Below are 24,718 nucleotides of genomic sequence, written 5' to 3' on the forward strand. Positions count from 1 at the left end.
ACTTAATTCTTAATAACTCTTTTCTAATTTTGCTGCAAACGAACCATCAAGTCCATGTAAGTGAGTTAAAGTTCTAACGCAGCCATTTTCATCTATAAGCTCTGCTGAAAGCGCATTACCCGGATTAATCAACTTAAAGTTGGGAAAATCTAATAAGAATTTTTTTATGATTTCAAAATTCTCTTCTGGTTCAATAGTACATGTGCTATACACTATGAAACCGCCGTTACTTAATAATGATGCGCCCTTCTTCAGTAACTCGTATTGAATATTAACAATTTTTCTGATATCCCCCAAGTCCAATTTTTCTGATATCCCCCAAGTCCCTTTTCCATTTTAGATCTGGTTTTTTGGTCAATGTTCCCAATCCGGAACAAGGTACATCAACTAAAACTCTGTCAAATCCTTGCTCATCTTCGTATTCATTAGCATCAATAGTAATTGTTTTTACATTGGTTACTTTCAGTCTATCCAAATTTTTCTGTAATATTTTCAACCTGCTCTCAAATCTGTCTAAAGCAATTATTTCTCCGGAGTTTTGCATTACATCAGCAATGAAGGCCGTTTTTCCTCCGGGAGCGGCACATAAATCCAATACTCTCATTCCCGGTTTTACATCTAATAATTTAATCGGTAGTCCGGTGCTTTCATCTTGAACAGTAAAGTAACCTTTATGAAAATATTCCCAATCTGTAATATTTGAAAGAACGTTAAGACGAATAAATTCCGGCAAAAATTTTCCATTTGTAAATTTCAGATCTACACTGTTTAGTAAAGAATTCATTTCTTCATAATTGGAAACTAATCCATTAACACGAATTGTTAGTATAGGTTTATTGTTATTCGAAATTAACAGCTTCTCTGTTTCATCCTTTCCGTATCTGGTGATCCATCTTTTAACCATCCAACTAGGATGAGAATAATAAGCGCTGAAGTAGGCAATGATATCCTCGTTAGGATCCGGATAACGAATTGAATCTTTGCTTCGAATGATATTTCTTAATACACCATTTGTTATATCGGCAGGCTTTTGTCCTTGAAGTTTTTTAACAAACTCAACGGCTTCGTTAACGGCAGCATATTCCGGAACCTTGTCAAGAAACAAAATTTGATACAAGGCTACTCGCATAGCATTCTTAACATTAGGAATACATTTTGAAAATTGTCCTTTATAAAAACCATTAAGTATCCAATCGATTCTACCAAGCCAGCGAGTTACACCATGCACTATTTCGAAGAGTAATGATTTATCGAGTCCCGAAAGGTTGGAATTTTTTAACTCTATATCGAGGAGTTTATCTAGATAAGCATCTGTTCTATCAATGCGGTTTAAGATTTTTACAGCATGCCCTCTTACGCCTTGATAAAGATTGAGTTCAAATGAATCGTTATTCTGTTCCATATCAAACAATAATTTTAGGTGCTGTAAATTAATTAATCTATACCTTGAATAACGGGAAGGGTATTTAAAAAGCAAAAGGGCTGGTAATACAGCCCTCTAACTGAAAGCTGAAAAATTTATGCTTCTTTCAAACCGTATTTTTTCTTGAATCTTTCTACTCGTCCGGTTGAATCAACAATTTTTTGTTTTCCGGTAAAGAAAGGATGACAATTCGAACAAAGCTCAATCTTAATACTGCTGACAGTTGAACGTGTTACAAATGTATTTCCACAAACACATGTAACTTCACATCTCTTATAATTTGGATGAATACCTTTTTTCATTTACTACTACTTCCTTGATTATTTTGGGCACAAATTTAGCTATGCTGAAGCTAAAAAACAAACTGCTATTACTTTGATAAAGCTTATTTCCGAACCTTTTTTAAAGAATCTGCTTTCAACTGTGCTTTTTTGATTGAGTCAACAACAGCTCGGTACCTCTCTAACGTTTTTTTGTCTGGTTTTTCTGAAACAATTAATCCATCATATTGTGAAGATTCTTCACCGTTGTTTACAATATTACCTCTATTCGTATTATTTTGGTTCTTATTAGATCCTGAAATGTAATCATCAAGTTTGATTGATCTTGAATCATATAATGGAGACCGTGCACTGGGTTTAGTTACTCGATCATTTGATCCCAAGAGACTGGATGAATTAGATTGTAATTTGGTGGTAGATGGAACTGATTGCTGATTATTCAATTCATTCTTAGCAGATGTGGAATTATTAACTGCTGACTGTTTATCCTGCAGTTTGGTCTGCTGTAATATTTGATTATTATTTTCCTGTGATGAAGGAAAGAAAATAAAAAAGAGAATAATTGCTGAAACAACTACAGCCGAAGGAGCGAGAAATTTTGCCCAATTGAATTGTGGTCTTTCTTTTTCCGTCTTTCCAAAATTTTTATTTTGAATACGTGTTAATAAATTATATTCAAAATTATCGGGTGCTTTAATCTTGGGTAATTCTTTTAGATCCTTCAACATTTCTGAAAATTTATTTTCTTCATTGTTGTAGATTTTTTTCATAAGCTACTCTCTGTAGATATGTTTTAAAAGTTTTTGTAATTGTGCTCTTCCGCGATTAATTCTTGATTTAACTGTCCCGATTGCAAGTCCGGTAATTTCAGAAATCTCTTCGTACGAAAGATCTTGTATATCTCTTAAAATAACAACCTCACGATAAACAGGTTTAACTTTCAATAGCGCCTTCTGAATAATCTCATTGCGTATTGTACCATCCGCAGCTTTATCGGGAGCTATGAACATCTTGTCTTCAATCTGAGGCGATCTTTCATCATCACTGTTATCAATTGAAAAAATAATTCTTCTTCGTCTTCGCTTCAGTTCGTTCTTGGCAAGATTCCCTGCAATTGTGTAAATCCACGTTGAAAATTTTGCAAACGAACGGTAAGAATCTTTGTTCAAATAAAATTTTATCATAGTATCTTGAACAACATCAGTGCAAATATCGCGATCACCAACAAATCGGTAAACAAAATTCATTAATGGATCCTTGTAACGTTTAACTAAAATATCGTACGCTTCAGGAGTATTATTATCCTGATACTCTTTAATTAAATCTTCATCCGAAAGTTCTGTCAAAAGCTTACTCAACGAAAATTATACCCTTTTTAGATAAAAATGTTTCAAAATTTTTGATTTAATTTTAGCTATTCAATAAAAAAATGCAATAATTGGTCAGGAAACAATACTTGATGTTACTTCCTCACCCAGAATTTCACAAATTAACATTAATAAAACTGTATGGTAGTCTGTTGCGGTCGTTTTTACGGCTAAATCTGCATTTAATAAAGCTCTGGAAGCATTTAGAAGCCGATCATCCGACATAAGATATTTTGCTTTTTTACAATTAAAATAATATCCCCAACTAACACCAACCAGTTTAACTGCTTCATTATCATTTACTTTTGATCTGACGAGATCGGTAATTTGAGCGACCGTAAGAACGAATTTCGCCAGCATATTTATTATAAAAACTATTTCAACACCGGCATCTAAAAGATTGTAAGCGACTTCAATTGATCGTGATTTATCACCTTTTCCAAGAGAGTCTTGTAAATCAAAAATTGAATATTCTTTGGTCGGAGAAGAGATTTTTTTGATATCATCATAAGTAATTTCATTCTTGCCGTTCATGTAATTAATTATTTTTTGGAATTGCATTTCAAGAAGCGATTTATCTTCACCAACAATTTCAATTAAAGCCCTTGCATTATCTTGCGAAAAATTTATTCCAAGTTTCTTGGTTTTTTTTACAACCCAATCAACTAATTCTTCGCCTGTTGCAATGCGTGCTTCAAAGAGTTTTTTTTTCTCTAATAAAATTGAGTATGGTTCCTTTGAAATATCAGAAATTTTTCCGAATTGAATAACTATAAGAACTGTGAATTCAGATGGACTATTAACGTATGAAACGAGTTCTTTTTTATCACCAATTTTCTCAAAGTTTTTTAGGATAATTAATTTCTTCCCTCCGCCAAATGGAAATGAGTATGCAAGATCTAAAACTTGTGTAAGGCTTAAATTCTTATCCGCTGATATGATTTCTTTATCAAAATCCGAAAGAAGGTGTGGCGTTACAGCTTTCTCTAATGTCTCAACTGCAAGATCTATCGTGTATTGATCTTCTCCGCATAAAAAATAAATCGGAAGAAAATTTTCCTTAGAAAGAAATTTTGCAATTTCAGTTATTGAGGGTAATTCTTTTTTTGCCATTGATGCTTAAAAAATGTGTTTTTCAATTGTAATATTTTTCATAACAATATCTTTTACGGGTTTATCACCGCGACTGGTTTGGACATTACTAATTTGGTATACAACATCCATCCCATCAGTTACTTTACCAAAGATTGTATGCTTTCTATCAAGCCATAAAGTTGGTGCTACAGTTATAAAAAATTGGCTTCTATTTGTATTTGGTCCCGCATTTGCCATTGAAAGAATACCGGGGGTATTGTGGTGCAAACTGTTAACAAACTCATCTTCAAAATCATTTCCATAAATACTTTTCCCTCCCATTCCGGTACCGGTTGAATCTCCGGTTTGAATCATAAAATCTTTTATTACCCTGTGAAAAATTACTCCGCTATAATATCCTTCAAGAGCTAAACCAACAAAATTTTTAACAGTTTTGGGTACTTCTTTTGCATATAGTTCAATTTCAATTTTACCAAGACTGGTTTCTATTGTTGCAACGAGTTGTTCATTATCTTTAAGATTCATTAATGTATCCAAGCTAACTCCTTTTTTATATTCATTATTAAGAATAATAGTTTTATAATTTCTCTGGCAGGAAAAAAATATGAATGTAAATAAAACAACTAAAATAATTTTACGTAAAAACATTTTTAATCCATTAAGGTTGTAAAATACCTTTACTCAATAACAACAATATTATGATACCTGCAATTATGCGATAAATAATAAATATTAAAGTGGAATTCTTCTTTAAGTACCTAAGTAAAAACTCTATCGAAATATAACCAACGATGGCTGAGACTATTGTAGCCGCAATAAGATTAATTATCTCCATCGAATTAATGTATTTGAGAGATTGATAAAATTCCAACAGACCGCTAGCGGCTACCGCTGGAATGCTCATCAAAAAAGAGAATCGTGCAGCAGTCTCTCGCTTTAATCCAAGGAATAATCCTGCTGTAATAGTTGTTCCGGAACGCGATGAACCAGGTATTAACGCAAATGATTGAGCTATTCCGATTATTAATGCATCGTACCATTTTATATCTTTTGTCTCGCGGTTAAATTTACCAAGTTTCTCTGCAATAGTAAGAATAACAGCAAGCACTATTAAACTGGATGCTATTACATATAAATTTTTTGTTAGCACTCCTTCTATGATATGCTTGAATCCTAATCCAATTATAGCAACGGGAATTGTTGCAATAACTATATACCAACCCATCTTAGAATTAATTGTTTGATCACGAAAATTTTTTCTTTGAAAAAGATTATCGTTTAAAAAATCTTTTATGATAAGTATTAAATCCTTCCAGAAATAAATTAATACTGCTAACAAAGTACCGAGCTGTATAACTGCAATGAACGCTGTCCAATGTTCGGGATGATCTAATGAAATTAGATTCATCAACTTTCCCGCAATTGTTAAGTGGCCGGTACTGCTGATCGGAAGAAATTCTGTTATTCCTTGTATGATTCCTAGAATTATTGCTTCTAATATATTCATGTTAATCCTTTACAATGTTAGAGTAATACCTAAATAAATTCCGACTGAAATAGAATTCAAGTTTAATTTTTGACCGGAGACATTATTAATAAGCGACTTACTTCCATTTGATAGCTCACCAGGCAAATCATATCTAAGATCGGCTCCAATCAAAACATAAAAATCTTTGCTGAGTAATGTGTTTCCAATTGCTCGTAACAAAAATCCTACACCGGAAGCATTATAATTTGTACTTGTAAAGACTTTTTCGCTAAGTGCGACGTATCTGTAACCAAGTCCGCCGCCAAATTTGAATTGATAACCATTTCCCGGAATAACATAATATGCAATTATACTTGGACGATGCTGATAGTAAGAAATTTCATACGCACCACCGTTTCCAAAAGGAGCTGTGTAAGAATCAATTTGGAGATTATATTCAATACCTATTGCAAAGTTATCGTGAATTTTATAATCAGCTTCAGTCGAAAATCCGACAGAACTTTTAAAAGAAGTAACTTGATTACCCGGCAAAGCATAACTTGAATTAACATAATCTCGAAATGACGGCGAAGATTTAAAATCGAGTCCCATAGCAAAATTTAGATTCCACTGTGCATCAACTTTACTAAGCGATACCAAAATAAAAAGTAAAATTAAAATCCGTTTCATTTTTCTTCCGTATTGAGATTAAATACCGAAAGGAAAGTTTCTTTCTGTAATCCTTTTTTTTCTCTTTGTCTGTTAACTATAAAAATAAAGAGAAGAGTTGAGAGAATGAACAATACATAATTAATAAAATGAGTAAGAATAGCATAAGCGGCGCTAATCTCATTGCTGAATAAAAATAATTGTGTTAGTACTAAAATTGTAATTGCATGGTATGGTCCGGTTCCTCCGGGAGTAGGAATCATAACGCCGAATGAAGTGATTGTCATTAAAATCCAAGCCATCTTAAATGTAACCGAACCGGAAGAATCCATTCCTAAAATGTAAAAACCGACATACGAACTAAGTGCATATAAAAGAAGTATTAGTATTGTCCATATAACAATAAAAATAATATTTTTTGTTCCCTTTATACTTGATAGCCCGCTTAGAAGAGTATCAAAAATTGATTTCATACGGTTTGCTATTTTATCGCTAAATTTTTTAGAAATTTTAATTAAACCATTTCGAAATCTTTCTTGAAATTTTACAAGGAAGATTAGAAATAATGTAAGACAGAACATAAGCGAGAACCCGATGATGAGTGAAGTTTTTAACCACAGAATTTTATCATATAGATTAACCTGAAAAATACTTACACTTATCAATGCGGCAAATGCAAATGCCGCGATATCAATAATTCTTTCGACTACTATTGTTCCAATTACTGTAGAACGTGAGATTCCTTCCCACTTACCTAAAAATAATCCTCGGTATAATTCCCCTAACCTGGGTACAACACAACTAACACCATAACTAACCATAACTGATCCGAAAAGATGAAACATGGAAACATCTTTCTTTACAGAATTAATTATGTATTTCCATCTGATTGCCCTTGCGAGATGTGAAAAGAAAAAAACAACTATATAAAGTATTAGAGGTAGGATTGCGGATTTTGCAATAATCAAAAATGATTCACTAAGATTTACACCTCTGAAAGCAAAATAAAGGAACAGAATTGTAATTAAGATTGGAAAAGTATAACCGACAACCTTTGTGAGTTGATTATTATTTACATTATCTGAGGTCAATAACTTGTATCCCTTTGGGAGTAATAAAAGTAAATTTTGTGTCAGGTAAATCTTGATTTATTTTAATCTCAGAGAACTGAAATGCATATCGCATTTCACCTCTATCCACAATTTCTAATTTGTTTACCATTCCGTCTGCGGAAACCCAAATTTTTACAATCTTAAATTGAAGATCTTGGTCTTTAGGAACCATTTCCATTAAGAATTCTCCGCTTGTTACAGTTTCATCTTTCACCACGCGGCTTTTACAAAGCGGCGGATAATCGAAGATAAACTGTTCCAGCGAAAAAGATGTTGGGTCATCGGATAAATTACTGATAACTACTCTGTTAAATCTCTTATCGTTATTCCAAATTGTTTGACCATCTGAAATAATTAATTGAGATTTTAAATCAACGATAAATTTATTTTTTCTTTTGTAGGAGAATTTGCCGTTAGTCTTACCGACATCATTTCCTTTGGCATTAAAATAATTTTGTGCGAAGTTCGCTGTAAAATTATTTATTGAGCTAAACTTGTTCTGGATTTTTTTTAGTACATCATTAGCAGATTGAGCAAAGATCAGCGATGATATTACAAAAAGAAAAAATATTAGTTTAGTTTTCATTTTATAACGATCTTAATATTGTTTCCAATTGTTCTTCATTATCAACAATAACTTCGCGTGCTTTACTTCCTTCCGAAGGTCCAACAATGCCTGCTTGTTCAAGTTGATCTACAATTCTAGCCGCTCGTGAATAACCTAATTTTAATCTTCTCTGAAGCAAAGATACCGAACCTTGCTGATGCCGTACAATCACTCTTGCAGCGTCTTCAAACATCGGATCAAGATCATTCAGAAAATCACCCAGTGCTTCTTTCTTCTTATCATACAAAGACGGAAGAAAATATCTTTTTGAAAATCCTTTTTGAACGTAAATGAAATTAGTAAACTTTTCAACTTCTTCTGTAGAAATAAAAGCATTTTGAATACGGATCGGCTTCGGCATTCCGCCAGGTAAAAACAACATATCGCCCTGTCCCAACAACTGTTCGGCACCGTTCATATCAAGAATTGTTCTTGAATCTATCTTTGTTGCAACTTGGTAAGCCATCCTTGCGCTGAAGTTTGCTTTAATTACGCCGGTAATAACATTAACTGAAGGCCGTTGCGTTGCAAGAATTAAATGTATTCCAACAGCGCGTGCAAGTTGAGCAAGACGGGCAATAGGTTCTTCCACTTCTTTACCTGAAGTGATCATTAGATCTGCCAATTCATCAATAACAATAACAATGTAAGGTAGTTTGTAAAATTTCATCTCGTCTGTATCTTTAGGTCTCGATTTCGGATTCAGAACTTTTTTATTGTAGTCAATAATATTTCTAACTCCGACCTTAGCAAGTTTATCATATCGTTTTTCCATTTCATATTCTACAGCTTTAAGAATAAGAAGAGCGTTAGATGGATTGGTTATAATTTCTTCTTCAAGGTCAGGTGAGACTGCAAGGAAATGTTTACTTAATCTTTTATATAATGATAGCTCAATTTTTTTAGGATCAACAATCACAAATTTTACATCTGACGGATGTTTAGCATAAATTAAACTGGCAAGAATCATATTAAGGCCAACACTCTTACCCGAACCTGTTGACCCTGCAATCAGCATGTGAGGCATCTTAGCTAAATCAGTAATGTAAACTTCGCCGGAAATTGTTTTACCTAATGCCATCGGTAATTCATCTTTAGATTCACTTAATTTTTTCAGTACAGAACTTGCTCTTACAATAGTAGCGTGCGCATTGGGAATCTCAACACCTATTGCACTCTTCCCGGGAATAGGTGCAATAATTCGGATTCCACGCGCAGCTAACGCTAATGCAATATCATGTTCAAGACTTACAATGCGGCTGATTTTAACTCCGGGTGCGGGAACAATTTCATAAAGTGTAACAACCGGTCCCGGTGTAACAGTAATATCATCAATCTGAATATCAAACAAAGCTAATTTATCTTTAAGCAATGCAGCATTTTTCTTTAATTCGCTTTCGTTCACTTTAATTTCTTCATCGCCGGGTGGAATTAAAAGATCTAAAGTTGGTGGAGTATAATTAATTTTTTCATCCCATTGATCTGGCATAGCAGCTTCAGCATCTTTATCTACTGCAGGAATAATTTCATCATCATCCTTCAGTTTTGATTCAGTTTTTTTAGATTTAAGCTGATCACTTATTTTATCGGCTGATTCAGAAAATTTTTCCGGCTGATCTTTTTTAACGATTGTAATTTTTGTTTCTGCGGGAGTTTCATCTTCTGCATCTAATTCTTCATCCTTACTCTTAAATAGAGATCTTAATTTACTCTCACCGCGTAAATTTTTAATCTTCGAAATATTTTCATCTGATTTATCATCTGCGGGAACTTTAATTTTTATTTCTTCATCAGTTTCTTCCCTGCTGAAAAGACCTTTTAGAAATTCCCACACCGAACTAAACTTAAAATCAAACGCAATGATCATTGTAACCAACATAGCAGTGCTAAGAAATATTACACTTCCAAGACCACCTAACAATCTGCTGATCACAGTTCCGAAGAAAAATCCGATCTTACCTGATAGCTCATAATAATCAGTTAAAAGAGAAATCTCGGGAGTAAATTGAATCATCCCAAAAAATGTTGAGAGTAAGATTCCCATTACGATTAAAAAATTGGATAGATAAAGGGGAAGTTTATACTCATTGACCCTACGTAATATAGAATAACCCCAGATAAACATTATTACCGGGAATATAATAGAAAAGTAACCGATGGTTGAGCGAATCAAAAAATGGGAGACGTATGCACCCAATATTCCAAGCCAATTATGCGTGGTAGCAGCTTTATTTGCTAATTCGGGATTTGATCCGAATCCAAACAGGTCTAAAAATTTATATGAGAAATATGATTCATCATATCTTGAGTACGTAAGAATGCTTAAAAAAATTAGAAGTGCAAGAATAACTAAGAATATACCAAGCAGCTTTTTTTTCTTTTCCGGAGAAACAACAAAAAAATTTTCTCCCACGGAAGAAGAATTTTCTTTTGATTTATTTTTCTTCGGCATTTTTATATAGTTTTAGGTTCGTTAACGTTATCGTTCAGGGGTGCTGCAATTTCTAATTTTTTAATAGCACCCGATAGATAATACGGAATCATATCTGTAGTTCCAAACTGAGCGCATTCTTTGATGTCGGCAGTAAATCCATTTTCAACCAATAGCTTACCGTGTTCGGTTTGCTTTAACATCTTTGCAATACTTTTTCCAAAAGATTTATAAAGAACAGAACTAGCTCTTCCGGAATCAGTGATTTCAATGGTCTTATCAACTTTTTGTAATTCGCTAACTAAATTACCGGCGCAAACCGCATCTTCCATATTAAAATTTCCGTTTGAACCACCGCAAACAATTTCTACATCTTTATTAAGTTTTAACAGCTGATCAGCTATTGCCGGTAGATTATTGAAACAACAGATATAAAGATTTTCCGAAAACTTTGCTTTTACAATTGCTTTAGTGCCATTAGTTGTATAAAGGATAATTGATTTACCTGATACGATTTCAGGTTTATATTCTAACGGGGAATTACCAAGATTGAATCCCTCAACTTTTTTTGTGTTGCGCTCACCGCCAAGAATTGTCTGCCCGCCAAATGCATTACCGGAAACCTTCATAGCAAAATCAACGGTACCAACCGGAATAACTTCGCGTGCACCGTTTTTTAACGCTGTAACTATTACTGTTGAAGCACGCAGAACATCAATTACAACGGAAGTCTTTCCCGTAAAATAGAGTTCATCAAATTGTTGATGTGTATAATGAATGTTTATTTTCATATTAGTTTTTCACAAAAGGTAGTTTAGTAATAATAGCAGGTACTTCCTTGCCCCGAATTAAAAAATTTATTTTTCCGCCTTCTTTAGCATGCTGAATTTCAACATAACCTAACGCAATTGCTTTTTCTAGTATTGGACTTACTGTTCCACTTGTTATATGCCCAACAACTTTACCGTCTACTGATAAATCATAACCATGTCTTGGAAACGCTTTCTCATTGGAAACAATTGGTACTAATTTTCTTTTCAATCCTTCTTCCTTAACTTTCACCAAAATATCTTTAGAAATAAATTCTTGCTTTTTCAATTTTGTTATCCAGCCAAGTCCGGCTTCCAAAGTATTTGTTGTTTGATCAATATCGTTTCCGTAAAGGCAAAAACCCATTTCCAAACGAAGAGAATCGCGGGCACCTAAACCAACGGGTTGAATATCATATTCTTTACCGTTTTCGAATAAAGCATTCCAAACTTTTTCTGCATCGGTTTCGTTACCTTTGAAATATAATTCATAACCAAGTTCGCCAGTGTATCCTGTGCGGGAAATGATCATATCAATTCCGGCAACTTTGGCAAAGAAGAAATGATAGTATTCTAAATCCAAAGGTTTATCACAAATTTTTTGAATTACGTTTTTTGAGTTTGGTCCTTGAACTGCCAGAAGAGAATATTCGTCGCTCTCATCATTAATTTGAACACCGAACTTATTATTTTCTTGCATCCAATTAAAATCTTTATCCTTGTTAGAAGCGTTAACTACAAGCATAAATTCTTTTTCATTGATTCTATAAACAAGAAGGTCGTCAACAATTCCGCCGTCAGGATAACACATTGCGGAGTATTGTACTCTTCCGTTTGTAAGAAGAGATGCATCGTTCACAGTAATATGTTGAACAAAATTCAATGCTCTGTCTCCCTTAATAAATATTTCACCCATATGGGAAACATCAAACACTCCAACAGAAGTACGAACAGCTTTGTGTTCCGCAATAATAGATGAATACTGTACGGGCATACTATAACCGGCGAAATCTACAATTTTAGCACCAAGTTTTTCGTGAATCGAATAAAATTTTGTTTTCTTCATAACAACTATTGATTTAATTTTTTCCAATCGCTCAAGAATTTTTCCAGACCCAGATCAGTAAGCGGATGTTTAAATAATTTATTAATTACATCAAACGGCATTGTTGCAACATGTGCACCCATCATTGCTGCATCAACCAAATGAAGAGGATGGCGGATACTTGCAACAAGAACTTGAGTCTTATAATTATAGTTATTGTATATCTGGACAATCTGCTTAATCAATCCCATTCCATCTTGGCTAATATCATCTAATCTTCCAACAAACGGGGAGATATAAGTTGCGCCTGCTTTTGCAGCTAGCAATGCTTGTGAAGGCGAGAAGCACAAAGTAACATTTGTATTGATTCCTTCCCCGCTTAAAGATTTAACTGCTTTGATTCCTTCTTTGATCAGCGGAACTTTAACAACAATATTTTTATGGATCTTTGCCAGCTCATGCGCTTCTTTCATTATTCCATCGTAATCTGTGGAAACAACTTCCGCGCTGATTGGTCCGTCTACTATCTTTATGATTTCAGCAAGAAGTTCACGAAAGTTTTTTCCTTCCTTTGCAACTAGAGACGGGTTCGTTGTTACACCATCCAGCAAACCATAAGAAGCGGCTTCTTTAATCTCGTTAATATTTGCGGTATCAATAAAGAATTTCATAATATTCTCTTACTATATTAATAAATAATTTGTTGTTTGAAAATTAATAAAAATTGATCTTAATTATACGGGTTAAGATTTTCTCTTAATTAAAGTCGTTAGTTATATCTTTGCCCGTTTTAGTTGTTAAGAAATAATAATTCTGAGGATTTATTTTTTCTTCTTCTTGAAGTTTTATTTTTACAAAATATTTTAATTGGAATTTCGTCAGTCGAGAAATAAATCCTTCTTTAAGTTTTAATCCAAGTGAAGGATGAACTTTTAAGGTTAATGATTTGGATTTCCCTTCAACATGATAACGTTTTAACCAATGCTCAATTTCATGAATCAAGTTTGACTTTTTAGTAAGCAATCCTGTACCTGCACAATACGGACAAGCATCATTCATAGACTGCATAATGTTTTCGCGGATTCGTTCGCGTGTAATTTGCATCAACCCAAAATCCGTCATCGGAAGCAATGCAATCTTTGCGCGGTCTTTCTTGAATTCTTTTTTAAGTTCATCATAAATCTTTTTACGATTCTTTTCATCTTCAAGATCAATGAAATCTACAACTATCAATCCTCCGATATCACGTAGACGGAGCTGGCGGACAATTTCCCGCGATGCTTCCAAATCCGTTTTGAGAGAATTAAGTTCTTGTTCTTTTTTTGCTGCATAACGACCGCTATTAACATCTATAACAACCATTGCTTCAGTATGTTCAATTACAATGTGTCCTCCGCTTGGCAGAGAAACCTTTCGTCCCATCAAACCTTTAATCTGTTCATCAATTTTAAATGCTTCAAAAATCGGTTCATCTTGTTTAAATAATTCTATCCTATCAAGAAGTGCCGGTTGAATGAACTGAACATAATTGCGTATTTCTTTGTAAAGTTTTTTAGAATCAACGAAAATTTTTGAAACATCAGGAGTAAATAGATCCCGTATAACGCTGATTGTAGTACTAAGATCTTTATATAAAAGCGCAGGCGGTTCTTGTTTCTTTGCATCTTCCTGCATGTCTTCCCAAATTTTTACAAGATATTTCAAGTCGCCGGAAAGCGCTTCTTCTGTTTGATCTCTAGCTGCAGTCCTAATTATCAATCCGCAATTGGAAGGAATTATTCCCCGTGCAATTCTTCGTAATCTTTTTCGCTCTCTAAAATCGTAGATCTTCTTTGAAACTCCAACCTTATTATCTAAAGGGAGTAAAACACAAAATCTTCCTGGAATAGAAATAGATGAAGTACATCTAACGCCTTTATCTTTAACAGGCTCTTTAATAATCTGAATTAATATTGATTCCCCTTTATGCAGTTTAGGAATTTGTCTCTGCTCTCGATGTTCGTGTCTATCTTTATCTCTTACCGGTTTTTGTTCCTGCGGTTGAGTTTGTGCAGTAGTTTGATCTTGAGCTTGAGGTTCCGCTTCTTCTTCGTCCGTTCCGTCATCTGCTTCTTCATCTTCATCAAGCATATTTTTTAATGCATCGGTACGGTCGCCAATATCAGAAAAGTGAAGAAAAGCATCATGCTTTAATCCGATATCTATGAATACTGCGCGGATGCCGGGTAATACTCTGGCAACTTTTCCTAAAAATACATCTCCCACCATTCTTCTTTTTTCCGGATGATCTACGAAGAAATCAACCAGATTGCTGTCTTCAGTTATCGCAACATGGTTCTGCGATGTTGAAGAACTAATAATTATTTCTTTATTCATTTTAAAACCTTTTTAGTTCCTATCCAAGTGCGCTGATATTTTGATCAGCAAGCCAGAACAGAACTTTCTTTTGAAATTTTTTGTGGATCTCTTCCTTAATATGAATTTCTTTTGAACCTTTCATTATTTTTTCCGCATGATCCGTAATGAGTCCGCGAAGTGTATCCAATTTTTTTACAGAAAAAACTTTTTCAAGTAGAGAATTAATTCCAGTATAATTTTTGAAATACCAGATAGAATGTTTTTTAGCTTTATCTAAAGCCAGCAGTTCACCGAATTCTTCTTCCAAATATTTTATATGTTTTAATAAAGTATCTCTAATAACAAAAGCATCAGGTTCTCCGGGATCAATTCCTTTTTCCATCAAAACATTAAAACGTGAAAATATAAACGGATTACCTAGCGCACCGCGTGCTATCATTGCAGAATCACATCCGGTTGAATCAATCATTTCTTGAATATCATGAGGCGTAAACATAGATCCGTTTCCAACTACAGGAATATTTACGGCTTCTTTAACTTTTTTAAGCCAGCTCCAGTCAGCGCTCATATTATATTTATCCGCACGCGTTCTTGCGTGGACAAAAATTAAAGCTCCGCCGTTATCTTCAACTACTTTTGCATTTTCCAAAATATTTACTGTTGATTTATCTTTTCCTAATCTAAGTTTAACTGATATAGGAACCCCATTTGATCCGTCTACCATTTTGCGAACTAAGTTAGAAAGTGTTTTAGGATCATCTAATAATGCTGCGCCCATCTTTTTAGAACAAACTTTATCAACGGGACAACCGCAATTTAGATCAATTAAATCGGGTTTCATTTTAGAAATTTCTTTTACTGCTTCAAACAAAGTTTCCGGATGATTTCCTAAAATTTGAACACCGATTGGTTTTTCAGAACGGCTAAATGAGAAATGGCGAAGAGTTTCAAAATTATTATTTACGACACCATCCGCACTTACCATCTGCGTAAAAGTTATACCCGCCTGCTGCTCTTTACATATTTTTCGAAAAGAAGAGTCGGTGACTTCAGCCATTGGGGCTAAAAATAGTTTTTTACCTATATCGAGATTTCCGACTTTCATTTAATAACTCTTACCAAAATTTCCAAAAAACAATTTGCTGAATTATAATGAATCCCAATTAAATTGGGATTCATTTTTATTTAACTATTCTTTTTCCTCTGAATCCTGACTTACGGATTCATTCAATAATGCTTTCCTAGAAAGAGAGAATTTTCCACCTTCAATTGCAAGCAATTTAACTTTTATCATTTCTCCTTCTTTCAAAACATCCGTTACTTTATTAACACGTTTGTTATCTATCTGCGAAATATGGAGAAGTCCTTGGGTCCCGGGTATAATTTCAACAAAGGCGCCAAAGTCAGTAATCTTCATAATTTTACCGGTATAATTTTTTCCAACTTCAGGTTCTGAAACAAGTAGTTTAATATATTCTTTTGCAGCTTTGGCAAGTGTTGCATCTTGTCCTGCTATGCTTACTGTTCCATCGTCTTCAATATTAATATCTACACAAAAATCTTTTTGCATCTTCTGAATAACTTTTCCACCAGGTCCGATAACCGCACCAATTTTTTCTGTTGGAACTTTAGTTGTAAAAATTCTTGGTGCATAATTGGAAATATTTGGTCTTGCTTCGGCTATTGCTTCATTCATGATCTTAAGAATATGCAATCTTCCTTCTTTTGCTTGAGCCAGAGCTTTTTCCATGATCTCGTATGAGATACCTTGAATTTTAATATCCATCTGCAAGCCGGTAATTCCATTTTCAGAACCTGAAACCTTAAAATCCATATCACCAAGATGATCTTCGTTTCCAAGTATATCGGTAAGAATTGCAAATTTTTCCTTTTCTTTAACAAGTCCCATTGCAATTCCCGCAATAGCACATTTAACCGGAACCCCGCCTTCCATCAATGCAAGTGAACCTGCACAAACAGTCGCCATAGATGATGATCCGTTCGATTCAAGAATATCCGAGTTCAAGCGAATGATGTAAGGAAATTTTTCCTCTGATGGAATAATATTTTTTAGTGAGCGTTCTGCCAGATTACCGTGTCCGACTTCTCTTCTTCCAACGCCGGAGAATCTTCCGGTTTCACCAACGCTGAATGGCGGAAAGTTGTAATGAAGTAGAAATCGTTTTTTATATTCCGGTTGAAGTCCGTCAATAATTTGTTCATCGCCTTTAGCGCCCAAAGTTAAAGTAGTTAAGCTTTGAGTTTCTCCGCGTGTGAAAAGAGCTGTTGCATGCGGGCGCGGCAGAATTCCAAGTTCGATTGTAATTGGTCTTATCTGAGTTGTATTTCTTCCGTCAAGACGTAACCCTTCATCAAGAATTCTTTTACGCATCAAATCTTTTTCCATATCATGAAGAATTTCTTTGATTGCAACTTCTTGTTCAGGATATTTTTCAGCGAGTGCTGCTAGAACTTCATCTGTTAAAGCATGGTTCTGTGCCGATCTTTCTTCTTTTGCCAAAACTGATGAGACAATCGTTTTGAATTTATCATGTGCAAGTGCTGTGATATCGTTCAGTAAATTTTGATCAACAACTTTTTCAGCAACTACCATTTTGGGTTTACCGCAAAGTTGTCTTAGTTCTTTTTGAACTTCAATAATTTTTTTGATTTCAGTGTGAGCAAATTTAAGAGCATCGAGCATAACCTGTTCGCTCAATTCTTTTGCTTCGCCTTCAACCATCATGATCGAACTTTCAGTTCCGGCAATAACTAATTCAAGATCGCTCTCTTCAGTTTCTTTAAGAGTGGGATTGATTATTAATTCGCCGTTGATTCTTCCAACACGAACTTCGCCAATCGGTTCGAGAAATGGAATGTCTGAGATAGTAAGTGCTGCTGATGCGGCACATGCTGCAATTACATCCGAATCATTTTCACTGTCGTAAGAATAAACGAATGCGGCAACTTGAGTATCGTTTTTGTAATTATCAGAGAAGAGTGGACGAAGCGGTCGGTCAATTAATCGTGATGTAAGAACTTCTTTATCTGTAGGTTTGCCTTCGCGTTTAAAAAATCCACCGGGAACCTTTCCGGCAGCAAATGCTTTTTCTCTATACTCAACACTGAGCGGAAAGAAATCAATACCCGGTCGTAATTCTCCTGCTACAGCAGTAACTAAAACCATTGTATCGCCATAGCGAACCATAACAGCGCCGTTTGCCTGCTTGGCAAGTTTTCCTGTTTCAAAAATTAATTTTTGTTTTCCTATTTGTACTTCTTTGGTATAAACCATTTAGATACTCCGTTACTTTCTTATGTTCAATTCTTTAATTATGCTGCGGTATTTTTCTATGTTTTTACTAGCTAAATAATCAAGCAGCCTTCTTCTTTTTCCAACCATCTGCATCAATCCGCGTCGCGAAGCATGATCTTTTTTATGCGCTTCGAAATGACTGGTGAGACGATTTATTTCTGCTGTTAATAATGCTATTTGAACTTCGGCAGTTCCGCTATCTTTTTCTCCTTTACCGAATTTTTTGATGATCTCAAGTTTTTCTTCTTTTGACAAAGACATTGTGTTACTCCTTAAGTTGATTGTTCGATAAAACCCCAGAATTAATCCGCCTACGGTGGATAAACCGGGATCTATTAGTTAATTAATTTTCTATAAATTTTTGTGCTTCTTTTTTGTCAGCTTCAATTTGATGAATCAGGTCTTCCTTTGATTCAAATTTCTTTTCGTTACGAAGACGTTTCAAAAATTCTACCTTAAAATACTTTCCGTAAATATCTCTGTCGAAATTTAATATATGTACTTCGGAAACTACTTCATGTTTATTTTCGAATGTTGGTCTGTAACCTATATTCATAATTCCAAAATGAGTTTCATTTTCAAGCAAACATTTTACAATGTACACACCGTTCATCGGCAAAGCCTTATTTTCATCATCCGGTTGAATGTTTGCAGTTGGGAAACCGAGTAATCGTCCTCGCTGCATTCCTTTAACAATTATTCCGGCTAATGTATAATTTCTTCCAAGCAGTAATCCTGCTTTTTCAATATCACCTGCAAATAGTGCATTTCTAATTTTTGTACTGCTAATAATTTCTCCATCCAACATTTCCGGAGGAACGGTAGTTACATCAAGATTGTAAATCTTACCAACTTCCCGCAATTTCTTTTCATCTCCAAGCCTGTCCTTGCCAAACTTATGATCGTGACCAATTACCATTTGTGATGAACCGATCTTATCCACAATGTATTGTTTGATAAACTTATCAGATGTTAATTGAGAAAATTCTTTTGTAAAGTTTACCACCATCAAATTTTCAATACCGATTTTTTCAAGAACATCTTTCTTCTCATCAAGCGATGTTAATATTTTCAAATCAAAATCTTTTGAGATTACGGAACGAGGATGCGGTTCAAAAGTAATTACAAAGCTTGTTCCGTTGTTCTTATTAGAAAGTTCAAGAACTTTCTCAAATATTTTAATGTGTCCTTTATGTAAACCGTCAAACGAGCCGACGGTTATAACCGCTTTTTTTATTTTAACTATTTCAGAATTATCTGTATAAACTTTCATTATGCTATTTCTGGTTCGGCAATAAAATAATTTTTTGCGAATTCTTTAAATTCTTCGATTGATAATGCATCATCAACATCAAACTCGCCAATATGTGTACGCCGTAATTCTTTTAGATAAGCTCCGCATCCAAGTTGTTCGCCAAAATTACTTGCAAGTACTCTAATGTATGTTCCTTTAGAACAAGTAATTTCAAAGTAGATATCAGGAAGATCAATTTTCTCAATTTCAAATTTTGAAATAAAAACTTCACGTACTTCACGATCAACTTCAATTCCTTTTCTCGCTAAGCGATAGAGCGATTTGCCGTTCCTTTTAACAGCCGAGTACATTGGCGGCGTTTGAAATATCTTCCCGATGAATTTGTTACGCACCTTATCAATTTTATCTTCAGTTACATCATCAAAATTATTTTTCGTATCAAAATCTGTTTCCGTATCGAATGAGCGTGTCGTTCTTCCGAGAGTAATAATGCCTTTATACGTTTTCTCAAGATTTTGAATTTCAGAAATTCTTTTTGTCATTTTTCCCGTACAAACAATCATCAATCCAGTTGCCATCGGATCAAGCGTTCCTGCGTGTCCAACTTTTTTAACACCAATAGTTTCCCTTACCCTATAGACACAATCGAAAGCACTTTTTAACAATGCTTTATCAAAAAGAATAATTTCTCCGTCAACAAAGTTCGGATCAATTTCAGCTATCGTGTTTTTCGTTATCGCTTTCATGAATTTTCTTAAATAAATCTTCCATTTTTTCTACGTAGTCTAAAGTATCATCAATAAAAAAATGAAGTTCAGGAACAAATCTAACTTGAATCCTTCCTGCTAATTGCGATCTGATCATTCCTTTTATTTCATTTACTTTTTCCAGAACTAAAGCACGTTTTTCTTTATCATAAACTGATAAATAAACTTTTGTGTGTTTCAAATCCGGACTCATCTTCACGTTCGTAACAGTGATCATTCCGAAATTTGGATCCTGAACTTTGTGAAGAAAAATCAAACTCAATTCTTCTTTAATCAAACTTGAAACTTTATCTATTCTATGAGTCATTACTCTAATTTCTTTTTGGTTTCTATCATTTTATAAGCTTCAACAACATCGCCTACTTTAATATCATTAAAGTTTGCAATGCTGAGACCGCATTCATAACCTTTCTCAACTTCACGGACATCATCTTTAAATCTTCTTAATGAACTGATCTCGCCTTCGTAAACAGCAATTCCTTCTCTGAACAACCGTACTTTATTTCCTCTAGTAATTTTACCATCTTGAACAGAACATCCGGCAATTGTTCCCGCTTTCGGAACTTTGAAAATATCTCGGACTTCAAGAGTAGCAACAACTTCTTCGGAAACAACAGGAGAGAGTAATCCTTCTAGAGCAGATTTGACTTCGTTGATTGCATCATAAATAACATTGTAGAGACGAATGTCTACTTTTTCGGCTTCAGCAAGTTTTCTTGCATTTGTATTTGGGCGTACGTGGAATCCAACTATAATAGCACCGGATGCTGCCGCTAAAAGAACATCACCTTCTGAAATTGCACCAACACCTTTGTGAATAACACGAACCGAAACTTCTTGATTTGATAATTTCATTAACGAATCTGATAATGCCTCAATAGAACCATCCACATCGCCTTTAACGATTACCGGAAGTTCCTTAAATCCGCCATGACTAATTTGACTTGCAATTTCGTCAAGAGTAATATGATGTACTTGACGATGATCTTGTTCGCGTTTCAACTGCATTCGTTTCAAACTAATTTCGCGCGCTTCTCTTTCAGATTCTGCAACTGTAAAATTATCTCCTGCTTGAGGTGCTGATTCAAAACCAAGCACAAGTACAGGTGTTGATGGTCCGGCTTCAAAAACTTTTTTATTCCGTTCATCGAACATTGCTCGCACACGTCCGTGTACAACACCAGCAATGAACGGATCGCCTATCCTTACAATGCCTTTTTGAACAAGGACAGTGGCAGTAATGCCTTTTCCTTTATCGAGCTGAGATTCAATGATTGTACCGCGTCCCAACCGTGCCGGGTTTGCTTTTAATTCCAGCAATTCTGCTTCAAGAGCAATTTTTTCTAAAAGAAGGTCAACATTTTTTCCGGATTTGGCAGAGATTTCAACACACTGATATTTTCCGCCCCATTCCTCAACTAAAACATTTCTATCAGCAAGCTGTTGTTTGATCTTTTCTATGTTGGAATTCGGTTTATCTATTTTATTGATAGCAATTATTATTGGAACATTTGCCGCTTGAGCATGATTGATCGCTTCGACAGTTTGAGGCATCACTGCATCATCTGCGGCTACGACCAAAACTACAATATCTGTAACTCTTGCACCGCGTGCACGCATAGCAGTAAATGCTTCGTGACCAGGAGTATCGAGAAATGAAATTTGTTTGCCGTCTTCGGTGATTACTTTGTAAGCACCTATGTGCTGAGTTATTCCGCCGGCTTCACCAGCAACTACGTTGGCTCTGCGGATGTAATCCAGCAAAGATGTTTTACCGTGATCAACGTGGCCCATAATTGTAACAACAGGCGGACGGGGCTTGAGCGACTCAATAGTATCCGGAACATCTGCATCAATATCAGCTTGATATGCAGCTTGAAGTTCAATTTCAAATCCAAATTCATCAGCAACAAGTGTAATTGTTTCAACATCTAGCCGTTGATTAATAGAAACCATCAATCCAAGTGAAATACATTTTGAAATTACATCGCTTACTGAAACACTCATAAGATTTGCAAGTTCGTTAACAGCAATGTATTCCGTTACTGAAATTTTTGTTTTGTCTAATTCTTTCTGCTGTAGAATCTGATCTTGAATATCTTGTTTCTCTTTTCTCTTTCTTTTACGGATTGATGCTCTATCTCCAACTGCAGATTCATCCATACTTAGTAATGTTCGCTTAATTGCATCTTCAACTTCACGTTTATCAATTTCCAGACGTTTTATTTTTCTTTTCTTCTTAGCAACTGTAACTTCCTCGGGACCTTCACCGGGTCCGGCTGTTTTTTTCTTGGACTTTAGAACTTTCTTTTTCTTCTTACTTTTCTTGTCGGCATCTTTATCTCCCGCAGCAACTTCTGATGGTTTAACCTGAGGAGCTGTTGAAACTGTTTCCGGTTTTTCTCTCCGTTCCTTCAGATCCATCTTGCCAACAATAGTTAATCCTTTCCTTCTTCCTTCAATAGCAATTTCAGTTTCTGTTTTATAAGATTTTAATTCTTCAGAAACTTCTTCAATTTTTTCATCAGCCGGCTCAGCTTCAGTAACGGTTTCTGTAATTTCAGCGGCTTGAACAGTTGCTGCCGATTCTGCAACAGTATCTTTTCCTTTGAATAGATCACTTTCTTTTTCTCCGGTCTGTTTTTTTCCAGCAGCTTTCTTTGATGATTCTAAAGCGGCTTCCGCTTCATCGTGGTCACTTCTCTTTTTCTGAAAATCCGAAATTTTCTTATAATGCTTTTCAGCTTTCTCAATATCCTTTTTGAAAAATGACTTTATATCAGCCACCATTTCATCGGTCAACAGAGCCATATGAGATTTTACTTCGTAACCATTCTTTTGTAAAAACTCAACTAAAGTTTCAGTAGCAAGATTATGCTCAGTAGCAAATTTGTATAGTCGTAATTTTTTGTCTTTTACTGTTTCCGGCATTTTGTAATTACCTGTATTTGTGCAATTGGTTATTCTTCTTCTTCAAATTGATTTTCAAGAGTTTCAATTATCTGCTTGGCTTTTTCTTCATCAACGCCTTCAATTTCTTTTAACTTATCAATACCGGCTCCAAGAACTTCAAGCGCAGTATCTAATCTGTTATTAATCAAGAGATCAACTACTTCAGATCCTAACTCTTCTTTTAATTCAACAAGTTCTATATCTTCATCATATTCTTCAAATGGTTTTTCTTGTCTGATAACTTCGATCTCATAACCGCTGAGTTTAATTGCAAGCCGGATATTAACACCGTTACGACCAACAATTAATGATACTTGATCACTATCGGCAGTAACAACACACTTTTTAGCTTCTTCATCAACTTCGATTTGCTTTAGCTTAGCCGGTGCAAGACATCTTTGAATAAATACAATCGAGTCATCGGTATAATTTATAACATCAATATTCTCATTGTTCAATTCACGTACGATTGCATGAATTCGAACACCTTTCATACCAACGCAAGCTCCAACCGCATCTATACGGGCATCATTTGATTCAACAGCAATTTTTGCTCTTTCGCCAGGTTCACGTGCAATTCCTTTTATCTCTATTACTCCGTCATAGATTTCGGGGATTTCAATTTCAAATAATCTTCTTAAGAAAAGATTATCTCCGCGTGATATTACAATAAGCGGTCCGTTCGGAGTTTTTCTAACATCCTTAATGACTGCGCGGATTGTATCACCTTTTCTGTATTTCTCTCTTGGTATTTGTTCGTTACGCGGAAGAATAAGTTCATTCTTATTGTGATTGATAAGTACATCATTTCTTCTAACTTGATAAATATCTCCAACAACGATCTCGCCGAGCATTTCGCTGTATTCATTATAAACTAATTCTTTTTCGATCTCGCGGATCTTTTGGTTTAAACTTTGGCGTGCTAGATTAATCAATCTTCTTCCAAATTCTTTTAGCTCGATCTTTTCAACAAAGTCTTCCCCGACTTCAAGATTGTCCGCATTCCCTTTTTCGTTAACTTCAACAATGCTGATTTCGGTACCGGGATCATTAACTGTTTCAACAATTGTTCTTTCAAGAAATATTTCTATATCGCCCTTATCCATATTAACGACCACATCATACTTAGCTTCAAGTCCATATTTTTTCTTAACCATAATTCCAAAAATTTCTTCAATGATTCCTGCAAGAACATCTTTGTCAAGACTTTTCTCCCGGACCATCTGAGCAAAGGATTCTACTATCTCGGTGTTCATTTTTACTCCTGTGTGATCAAAAACTGATTAATACTTTTGCTATGATAATTTTATTAAAATTTATTTTATACTCTAAGTTTTTTTCAGTGAAGAAAAGGTCTTCACCTTCCATACGGATTAATTTTGCGTTCAACTTTTTGATTTCTTCGGCATCATTGAATTCAATTTCAAATTTTCTATTGATGTGCTTACCGTACTGAACTAAAAATTTAAGCGGTCTTTCAACACCCGGAGAAGAAACATCCAGTCTATAATGAGAATCAATAAGTTTTTCAGATTCGATAATTTCGTTCAACATTCGGCTAACATTAGAACAGTCAACAGTAGTGATTCCTTTTTCGTTATCTATATATACTTCGATAATACGAAGGTGGTTATCGCCGCGTGTAACTAAATCGATAAGAACAAAGCCTTGAGTCTTAACAATTTCTTCGAATCTGTTGAAAATTTGCTGTTTTTCCATATTCCATAAATAAAAATCGCCCTCGAGGGGCGAAATAGACAATG

Annotated in this window: 25 protein-coding genes; all 25 read right to left on the reverse strand. The window is 34.7% G+C overall.

What is annotated here, in order from left to right:
• Window positions 1–9: 9 nt before the first annotated feature.
• The 25 genes from NTZ27_07085 to NTZ27_07205 all read right to left on the reverse strand — a co-directional run bounded on the left by NTZ27_07085 (window position 10) and on the right by NTZ27_07205 (window position 24,674).
• Window positions 10–297, reverse strand: coding sequence for a hypothetical protein (locus NTZ27_07085; GenBank protein ID MCX6174494.1), 288 nt, complete (start codon window positions 295–297; stop codon window positions 10–12).
• A complete protein-coding gene (rsmB, locus tag NTZ27_07090; protein MCX6174495.1) occupies window positions 272–1,402 on the reverse strand; it encodes a 16S rRNA (cytosine(967)-C(5))-methyltransferase RsmB in 1,131 nt (376 codons plus the stop codon). The genes NTZ27_07085 and rsmB overlap by 26 nt, the downstream gene beginning before the upstream one ends.
• Window positions 1,403–1,518: 116 nt before the next feature.
• Window positions 1,519–1,725, reverse strand: coding sequence for a 50S ribosomal protein L31 (rpmE, locus tag NTZ27_07095; protein MCX6174496.1), 207 nt, complete (start codon window positions 1,723–1,725; stop codon window positions 1,519–1,521).
• 83 nt (window positions 1,726–1,808) lie between these two features.
• The gene (locus tag NTZ27_07100) at window positions 1,809–2,474 is read right to left on the reverse strand and encodes a hypothetical protein (protein MCX6174497.1); all 666 of its coding nucleotides are present in this window, start codon (window positions 2,472–2,474) and stop codon (window positions 1,809–1,811) included.
• A 3-nt stretch (window positions 2,475–2,477) separates the two neighbouring features.
• Entirely contained in the window at window positions 2,478–3,050 is a 573-nt protein-coding gene (locus tag NTZ27_07105; protein ID MCX6174498.1) for a sigma-70 family RNA polymerase sigma factor, read from the reverse strand.
• A gap of 96 nt (window positions 3,051–3,146) precedes the next feature.
• Entirely contained in the window at window positions 3,147–4,184 is a 1,038-nt protein-coding gene (gene holA, locus NTZ27_07110) for a DNA polymerase III subunit delta (protein ID MCX6174499.1), read from the reverse strand.
• A gap of 6 nt (window positions 4,185–4,190) precedes the next feature.
• Window positions 4,191–4,814, reverse strand: a complete 624-nt coding sequence (locus NTZ27_07115) for a peptidylprolyl isomerase (GenBank protein MCX6174500.1) — start codon at window positions 4,812–4,814, stop codon at window positions 4,191–4,193.
• 10 nt (window positions 4,815–4,824) lie between these two features.
• Window positions 4,825–5,673: an undecaprenyl-diphosphatase UppP gene (gene uppP, locus NTZ27_07120; protein MCX6174501.1), complete on the reverse strand. Its 849-nt coding sequence runs from the start codon at window positions 5,671–5,673 to the stop codon at window positions 4,825–4,827.
• Between the two features lie 9 nt (window positions 5,674–5,682).
• A complete protein-coding gene (locus tag NTZ27_07125) occupies window positions 5,683–6,324 on the reverse strand; it encodes a hypothetical protein (GenBank protein ID MCX6174502.1) in 642 nt (213 codons plus the stop codon).
• Window positions 6,321–7,394: a lysylphosphatidylglycerol synthase transmembrane domain-containing protein gene (locus tag NTZ27_07130; protein MCX6174503.1), complete on the reverse strand. Its 1,074-nt coding sequence runs from the start codon at window positions 7,392–7,394 to the stop codon at window positions 6,321–6,323. The genes NTZ27_07125 and NTZ27_07130 overlap by 4 nt, the downstream gene beginning before the upstream one ends.
• Window positions 7,381–8,001 carry an outer membrane lipoprotein chaperone LolA gene (gene lolA / locus NTZ27_07135; protein MCX6174504.1) on the reverse strand — a complete coding sequence of 207 codons (621 nt, stop codon included), beginning with the start codon at window positions 7,999–8,001 and terminating at the stop codon, window positions 7,381–7,383. Before lolA ends, NTZ27_07130 begins: the two co-directional genes overlap by 14 nt.
• Before the next feature lies 1 nt (window position 8,002).
• Complete coding sequence (locus NTZ27_07140) at window positions 8,003–10,474, reverse strand: DNA translocase FtsK (GenBank protein MCX6174505.1); 2,472 nt, start codon at window positions 10,472–10,474, stop codon at window positions 8,003–8,005.
• Window positions 10,475–10,476: 2 nt separating this feature from the next.
• Window positions 10,477–11,244, reverse strand: a complete 768-nt coding sequence (locus NTZ27_07145; protein MCX6174506.1) for a 2-phosphosulfolactate phosphatase — start codon at window positions 11,242–11,244, stop codon at window positions 10,477–10,479.
• 1 nt (window position 11,245) lies between these two features.
• Complete coding sequence (gene gcvT / locus NTZ27_07150; GenBank protein ID MCX6174507.1) at window positions 11,246–12,355, reverse strand: glycine cleavage system aminomethyltransferase GcvT; 1,110 nt, start codon at window positions 12,353–12,355, stop codon at window positions 11,246–11,248.
• Entirely contained in the window at window positions 12,334–12,978 is a 645-nt protein-coding gene (gene fsa / locus NTZ27_07155) for a fructose-6-phosphate aldolase (GenBank protein MCX6174508.1), read from the reverse strand. Before fsa ends, gcvT begins: the two co-directional genes overlap by 22 nt.
• Before the next feature lie 85 nt (window positions 12,979–13,063).
• On the reverse strand, window positions 13,064–14,683 hold the full coding sequence (locus NTZ27_07160) for an Rne/Rng family ribonuclease (protein ID MCX6174509.1): 1,620 nt from the start codon (window positions 14,681–14,683) through the stop codon (window positions 13,064–13,066).
• Window positions 14,684–14,702: 19 nt separating this feature from the next.
• Complete coding sequence (gene dusB / locus NTZ27_07165) at window positions 14,703–15,770, reverse strand: tRNA dihydrouridine synthase DusB (protein ID MCX6174510.1); 1,068 nt, start codon at window positions 15,768–15,770, stop codon at window positions 14,703–14,705.
• A gap of 84 nt (window positions 15,771–15,854) precedes the next feature.
• Window positions 15,855–17,960 (reverse strand): polyribonucleotide nucleotidyltransferase, encoded by a 2,106-nt coding sequence (gene pnp / locus NTZ27_07170; GenBank protein MCX6174511.1) that lies wholly within the window; start codon window positions 17,958–17,960, stop codon window positions 15,855–15,857.
• A gap of 12 nt (window positions 17,961–17,972) precedes the next feature.
• Window positions 17,973–18,242 (reverse strand): 30S ribosomal protein S15, encoded by a 270-nt coding sequence (rpsO, locus tag NTZ27_07175; GenBank protein ID MCX6174512.1) that lies wholly within the window; start codon window positions 18,240–18,242, stop codon window positions 17,973–17,975.
• Between the two features lie 82 nt (window positions 18,243–18,324).
• Window positions 18,325–19,254: a bifunctional riboflavin kinase/FAD synthetase gene (locus NTZ27_07180; GenBank protein ID MCX6174513.1), complete on the reverse strand. Its 930-nt coding sequence runs from the start codon at window positions 19,252–19,254 to the stop codon at window positions 18,325–18,327.
• Window positions 19,254–19,982: a tRNA pseudouridine(55) synthase TruB gene (truB, locus tag NTZ27_07185; GenBank protein ID MCX6174514.1), complete on the reverse strand. Its 729-nt coding sequence runs from the start codon at window positions 19,980–19,982 to the stop codon at window positions 19,254–19,256. The genes NTZ27_07180 and truB overlap by 1 nt, the downstream gene beginning before the upstream one ends.
• Window positions 19,951–20,310 (reverse strand): 30S ribosome-binding factor RbfA, encoded by a 360-nt coding sequence (rbfA, locus tag NTZ27_07190; GenBank protein MCX6174515.1) that lies wholly within the window; start codon window positions 20,308–20,310, stop codon window positions 19,951–19,953. Before rbfA ends, truB begins: the two co-directional genes overlap by 32 nt.
• The gene (gene infB / locus NTZ27_07195; GenBank protein ID MCX6174516.1) at window positions 20,310–22,934 is read right to left on the reverse strand and encodes a translation initiation factor IF-2; all 2,625 of its coding nucleotides are present in this window, start codon (window positions 22,932–22,934) and stop codon (window positions 20,310–20,312) included. Before infB ends, rbfA begins: the two co-directional genes overlap by 1 nt.
• 29 nt (window positions 22,935–22,963) lie before the next feature.
• Entirely contained in the window at window positions 22,964–24,211 is a 1,248-nt protein-coding gene (gene nusA, locus NTZ27_07200) for a transcription termination factor NusA (protein MCX6174517.1), read from the reverse strand.
• A gap of 16 nt (window positions 24,212–24,227) precedes the next feature.
• Complete coding sequence (locus NTZ27_07205) at window positions 24,228–24,674, reverse strand: hypothetical protein (protein MCX6174518.1); 447 nt, start codon at window positions 24,672–24,674, stop codon at window positions 24,228–24,230.
• Between the last annotated feature and the right edge of the window lie 44 nt (window positions 24,675–24,718).

The sequence above is a fragment of the Ignavibacteriales bacterium genome (assembly GCA_026390775.1).
Taxonomy (GTDB): domain Bacteria; phylum Bacteroidota; class Ignavibacteria; order Ignavibacteriales; family Melioribacteraceae; genus Fen-1258.

What these genes read in the sequence shown, in the direction of transcription:
- NTZ27_07180 (MCX6174513.1), bottom strand. Translation starts at nt 19,254, where the DNA reads ATGAAAGTTTATACAGATAATTCTGAAATAGTTAAAATAAAAAAAGCG.
- dusB (MCX6174510.1), bottom strand. Translation starts at nt 15,770, where the DNA reads ATGAAAGTCGGAAATCTCGATATAGGTAAAAAACTATTTTTAGCCCCA.
- truB (MCX6174514.1), bottom strand. Translation starts at nt 19,982, where the DNA reads ATGAAAGCGATAACGAAAAACACGATAGCTGAAATTGATCCGAACTTT.
- uppP (MCX6174501.1), bottom strand. Translation starts at nt 5,673, where the DNA reads ATGAATATATTAGAAGCAATAATTCTAGGAATCATACAAGGAATAACA.
- lolA (MCX6174504.1), bottom strand. Translation starts at nt 8,001, where the DNA reads ATGAAAACTAAACTAATATTTTTTCTTTTTGTAATATCATCGCTGATC.
- NTZ27_07145 (MCX6174506.1), bottom strand. Translation starts at nt 11,244, where the DNA reads ATGAAAATAAACATTCATTATACACATCAACAATTTGATGAACTCTAT.
- NTZ27_07115 (MCX6174500.1), bottom strand. Translation starts at nt 4,814, where the DNA reads ATGTTTTTACGTAAAATTATTTTAGTTGTTTTATTTACATTCATATTT.
- holA (MCX6174499.1), bottom strand. Translation starts at nt 4,184, where the DNA reads ATGGCAAAAAAAGAATTACCCTCAATAACTGAAATTGCAAAATTTCTT.
- NTZ27_07205 (MCX6174518.1), bottom strand. Translation starts at nt 24,674, where the DNA reads ATGGAAAAACAGCAAATTTTCAACAGATTCGAAGAAATTGTTAAGACT.
- rpmE (MCX6174496.1), bottom strand. Translation starts at nt 1,725, where the DNA reads ATGAAAAAAGGTATTCATCCAAATTATAAGAGATGTGAAGTTACATGT.
- nusA (MCX6174517.1), bottom strand. Translation starts at nt 24,211, where the DNA reads ATGAACACCGAGATAGTAGAATCCTTTGCTCAGATGGTCCGGGAGAAA.
- rpsO (MCX6174512.1), bottom strand. Translation starts at nt 18,242, where the DNA reads ATGTCTTTGTCAAAAGAAGAAAAACTTGAGATCATCAAAAAATTCGGT.
- NTZ27_07140 (MCX6174505.1), bottom strand. Translation starts at nt 10,474, where the DNA reads ATGCCGAAGAAAAATAAATCAAAAGAAAATTCTTCTTCCGTGGGAGAA.
- NTZ27_07100 (MCX6174497.1), bottom strand. Translation starts at nt 2,474, where the DNA reads ATGAAAAAAATCTACAACAATGAAGAAAATAAATTTTCAGAAATGTTG.
- fsa (MCX6174508.1), bottom strand. Translation starts at nt 12,978, where the DNA reads ATGAAATTCTTTATTGATACCGCAAATATTAACGAGATTAAAGAAGCC.
- rsmB (MCX6174495.1), bottom strand. Translation starts at nt 1,402, where the DNA reads ATGGAACAGAATAACGATTCATTTGAACTCAATCTTTATCAAGGCGTA.
- pnp (MCX6174511.1), bottom strand. Translation starts at nt 17,960, where the DNA reads ATGGTTTATACCAAAGAAGTACAAATAGGAAAACAAAAATTAATTTTT.
- rbfA (MCX6174515.1), bottom strand. Translation starts at nt 20,310, where the DNA reads ATGACTCATAGAATAGATAAAGTTTCAAGTTTGATTAAAGAAGAATTG.
- infB (MCX6174516.1), bottom strand. Translation starts at nt 22,934, where the DNA reads ATGCCGGAAACAGTAAAAGACAAAAAATTACGACTATACAAATTTGCT.
- NTZ27_07160 (MCX6174509.1), bottom strand. Translation starts at nt 14,683, where the DNA reads ATGAATAAAGAAATAATTATTAGTTCTTCAACATCGCAGAACCATGTT.
- NTZ27_07125 (MCX6174502.1), bottom strand. Translation starts at nt 6,324, where the DNA reads ATGAAACGGATTTTAATTTTACTTTTTATTTTGGTATCGCTTAGTAAA.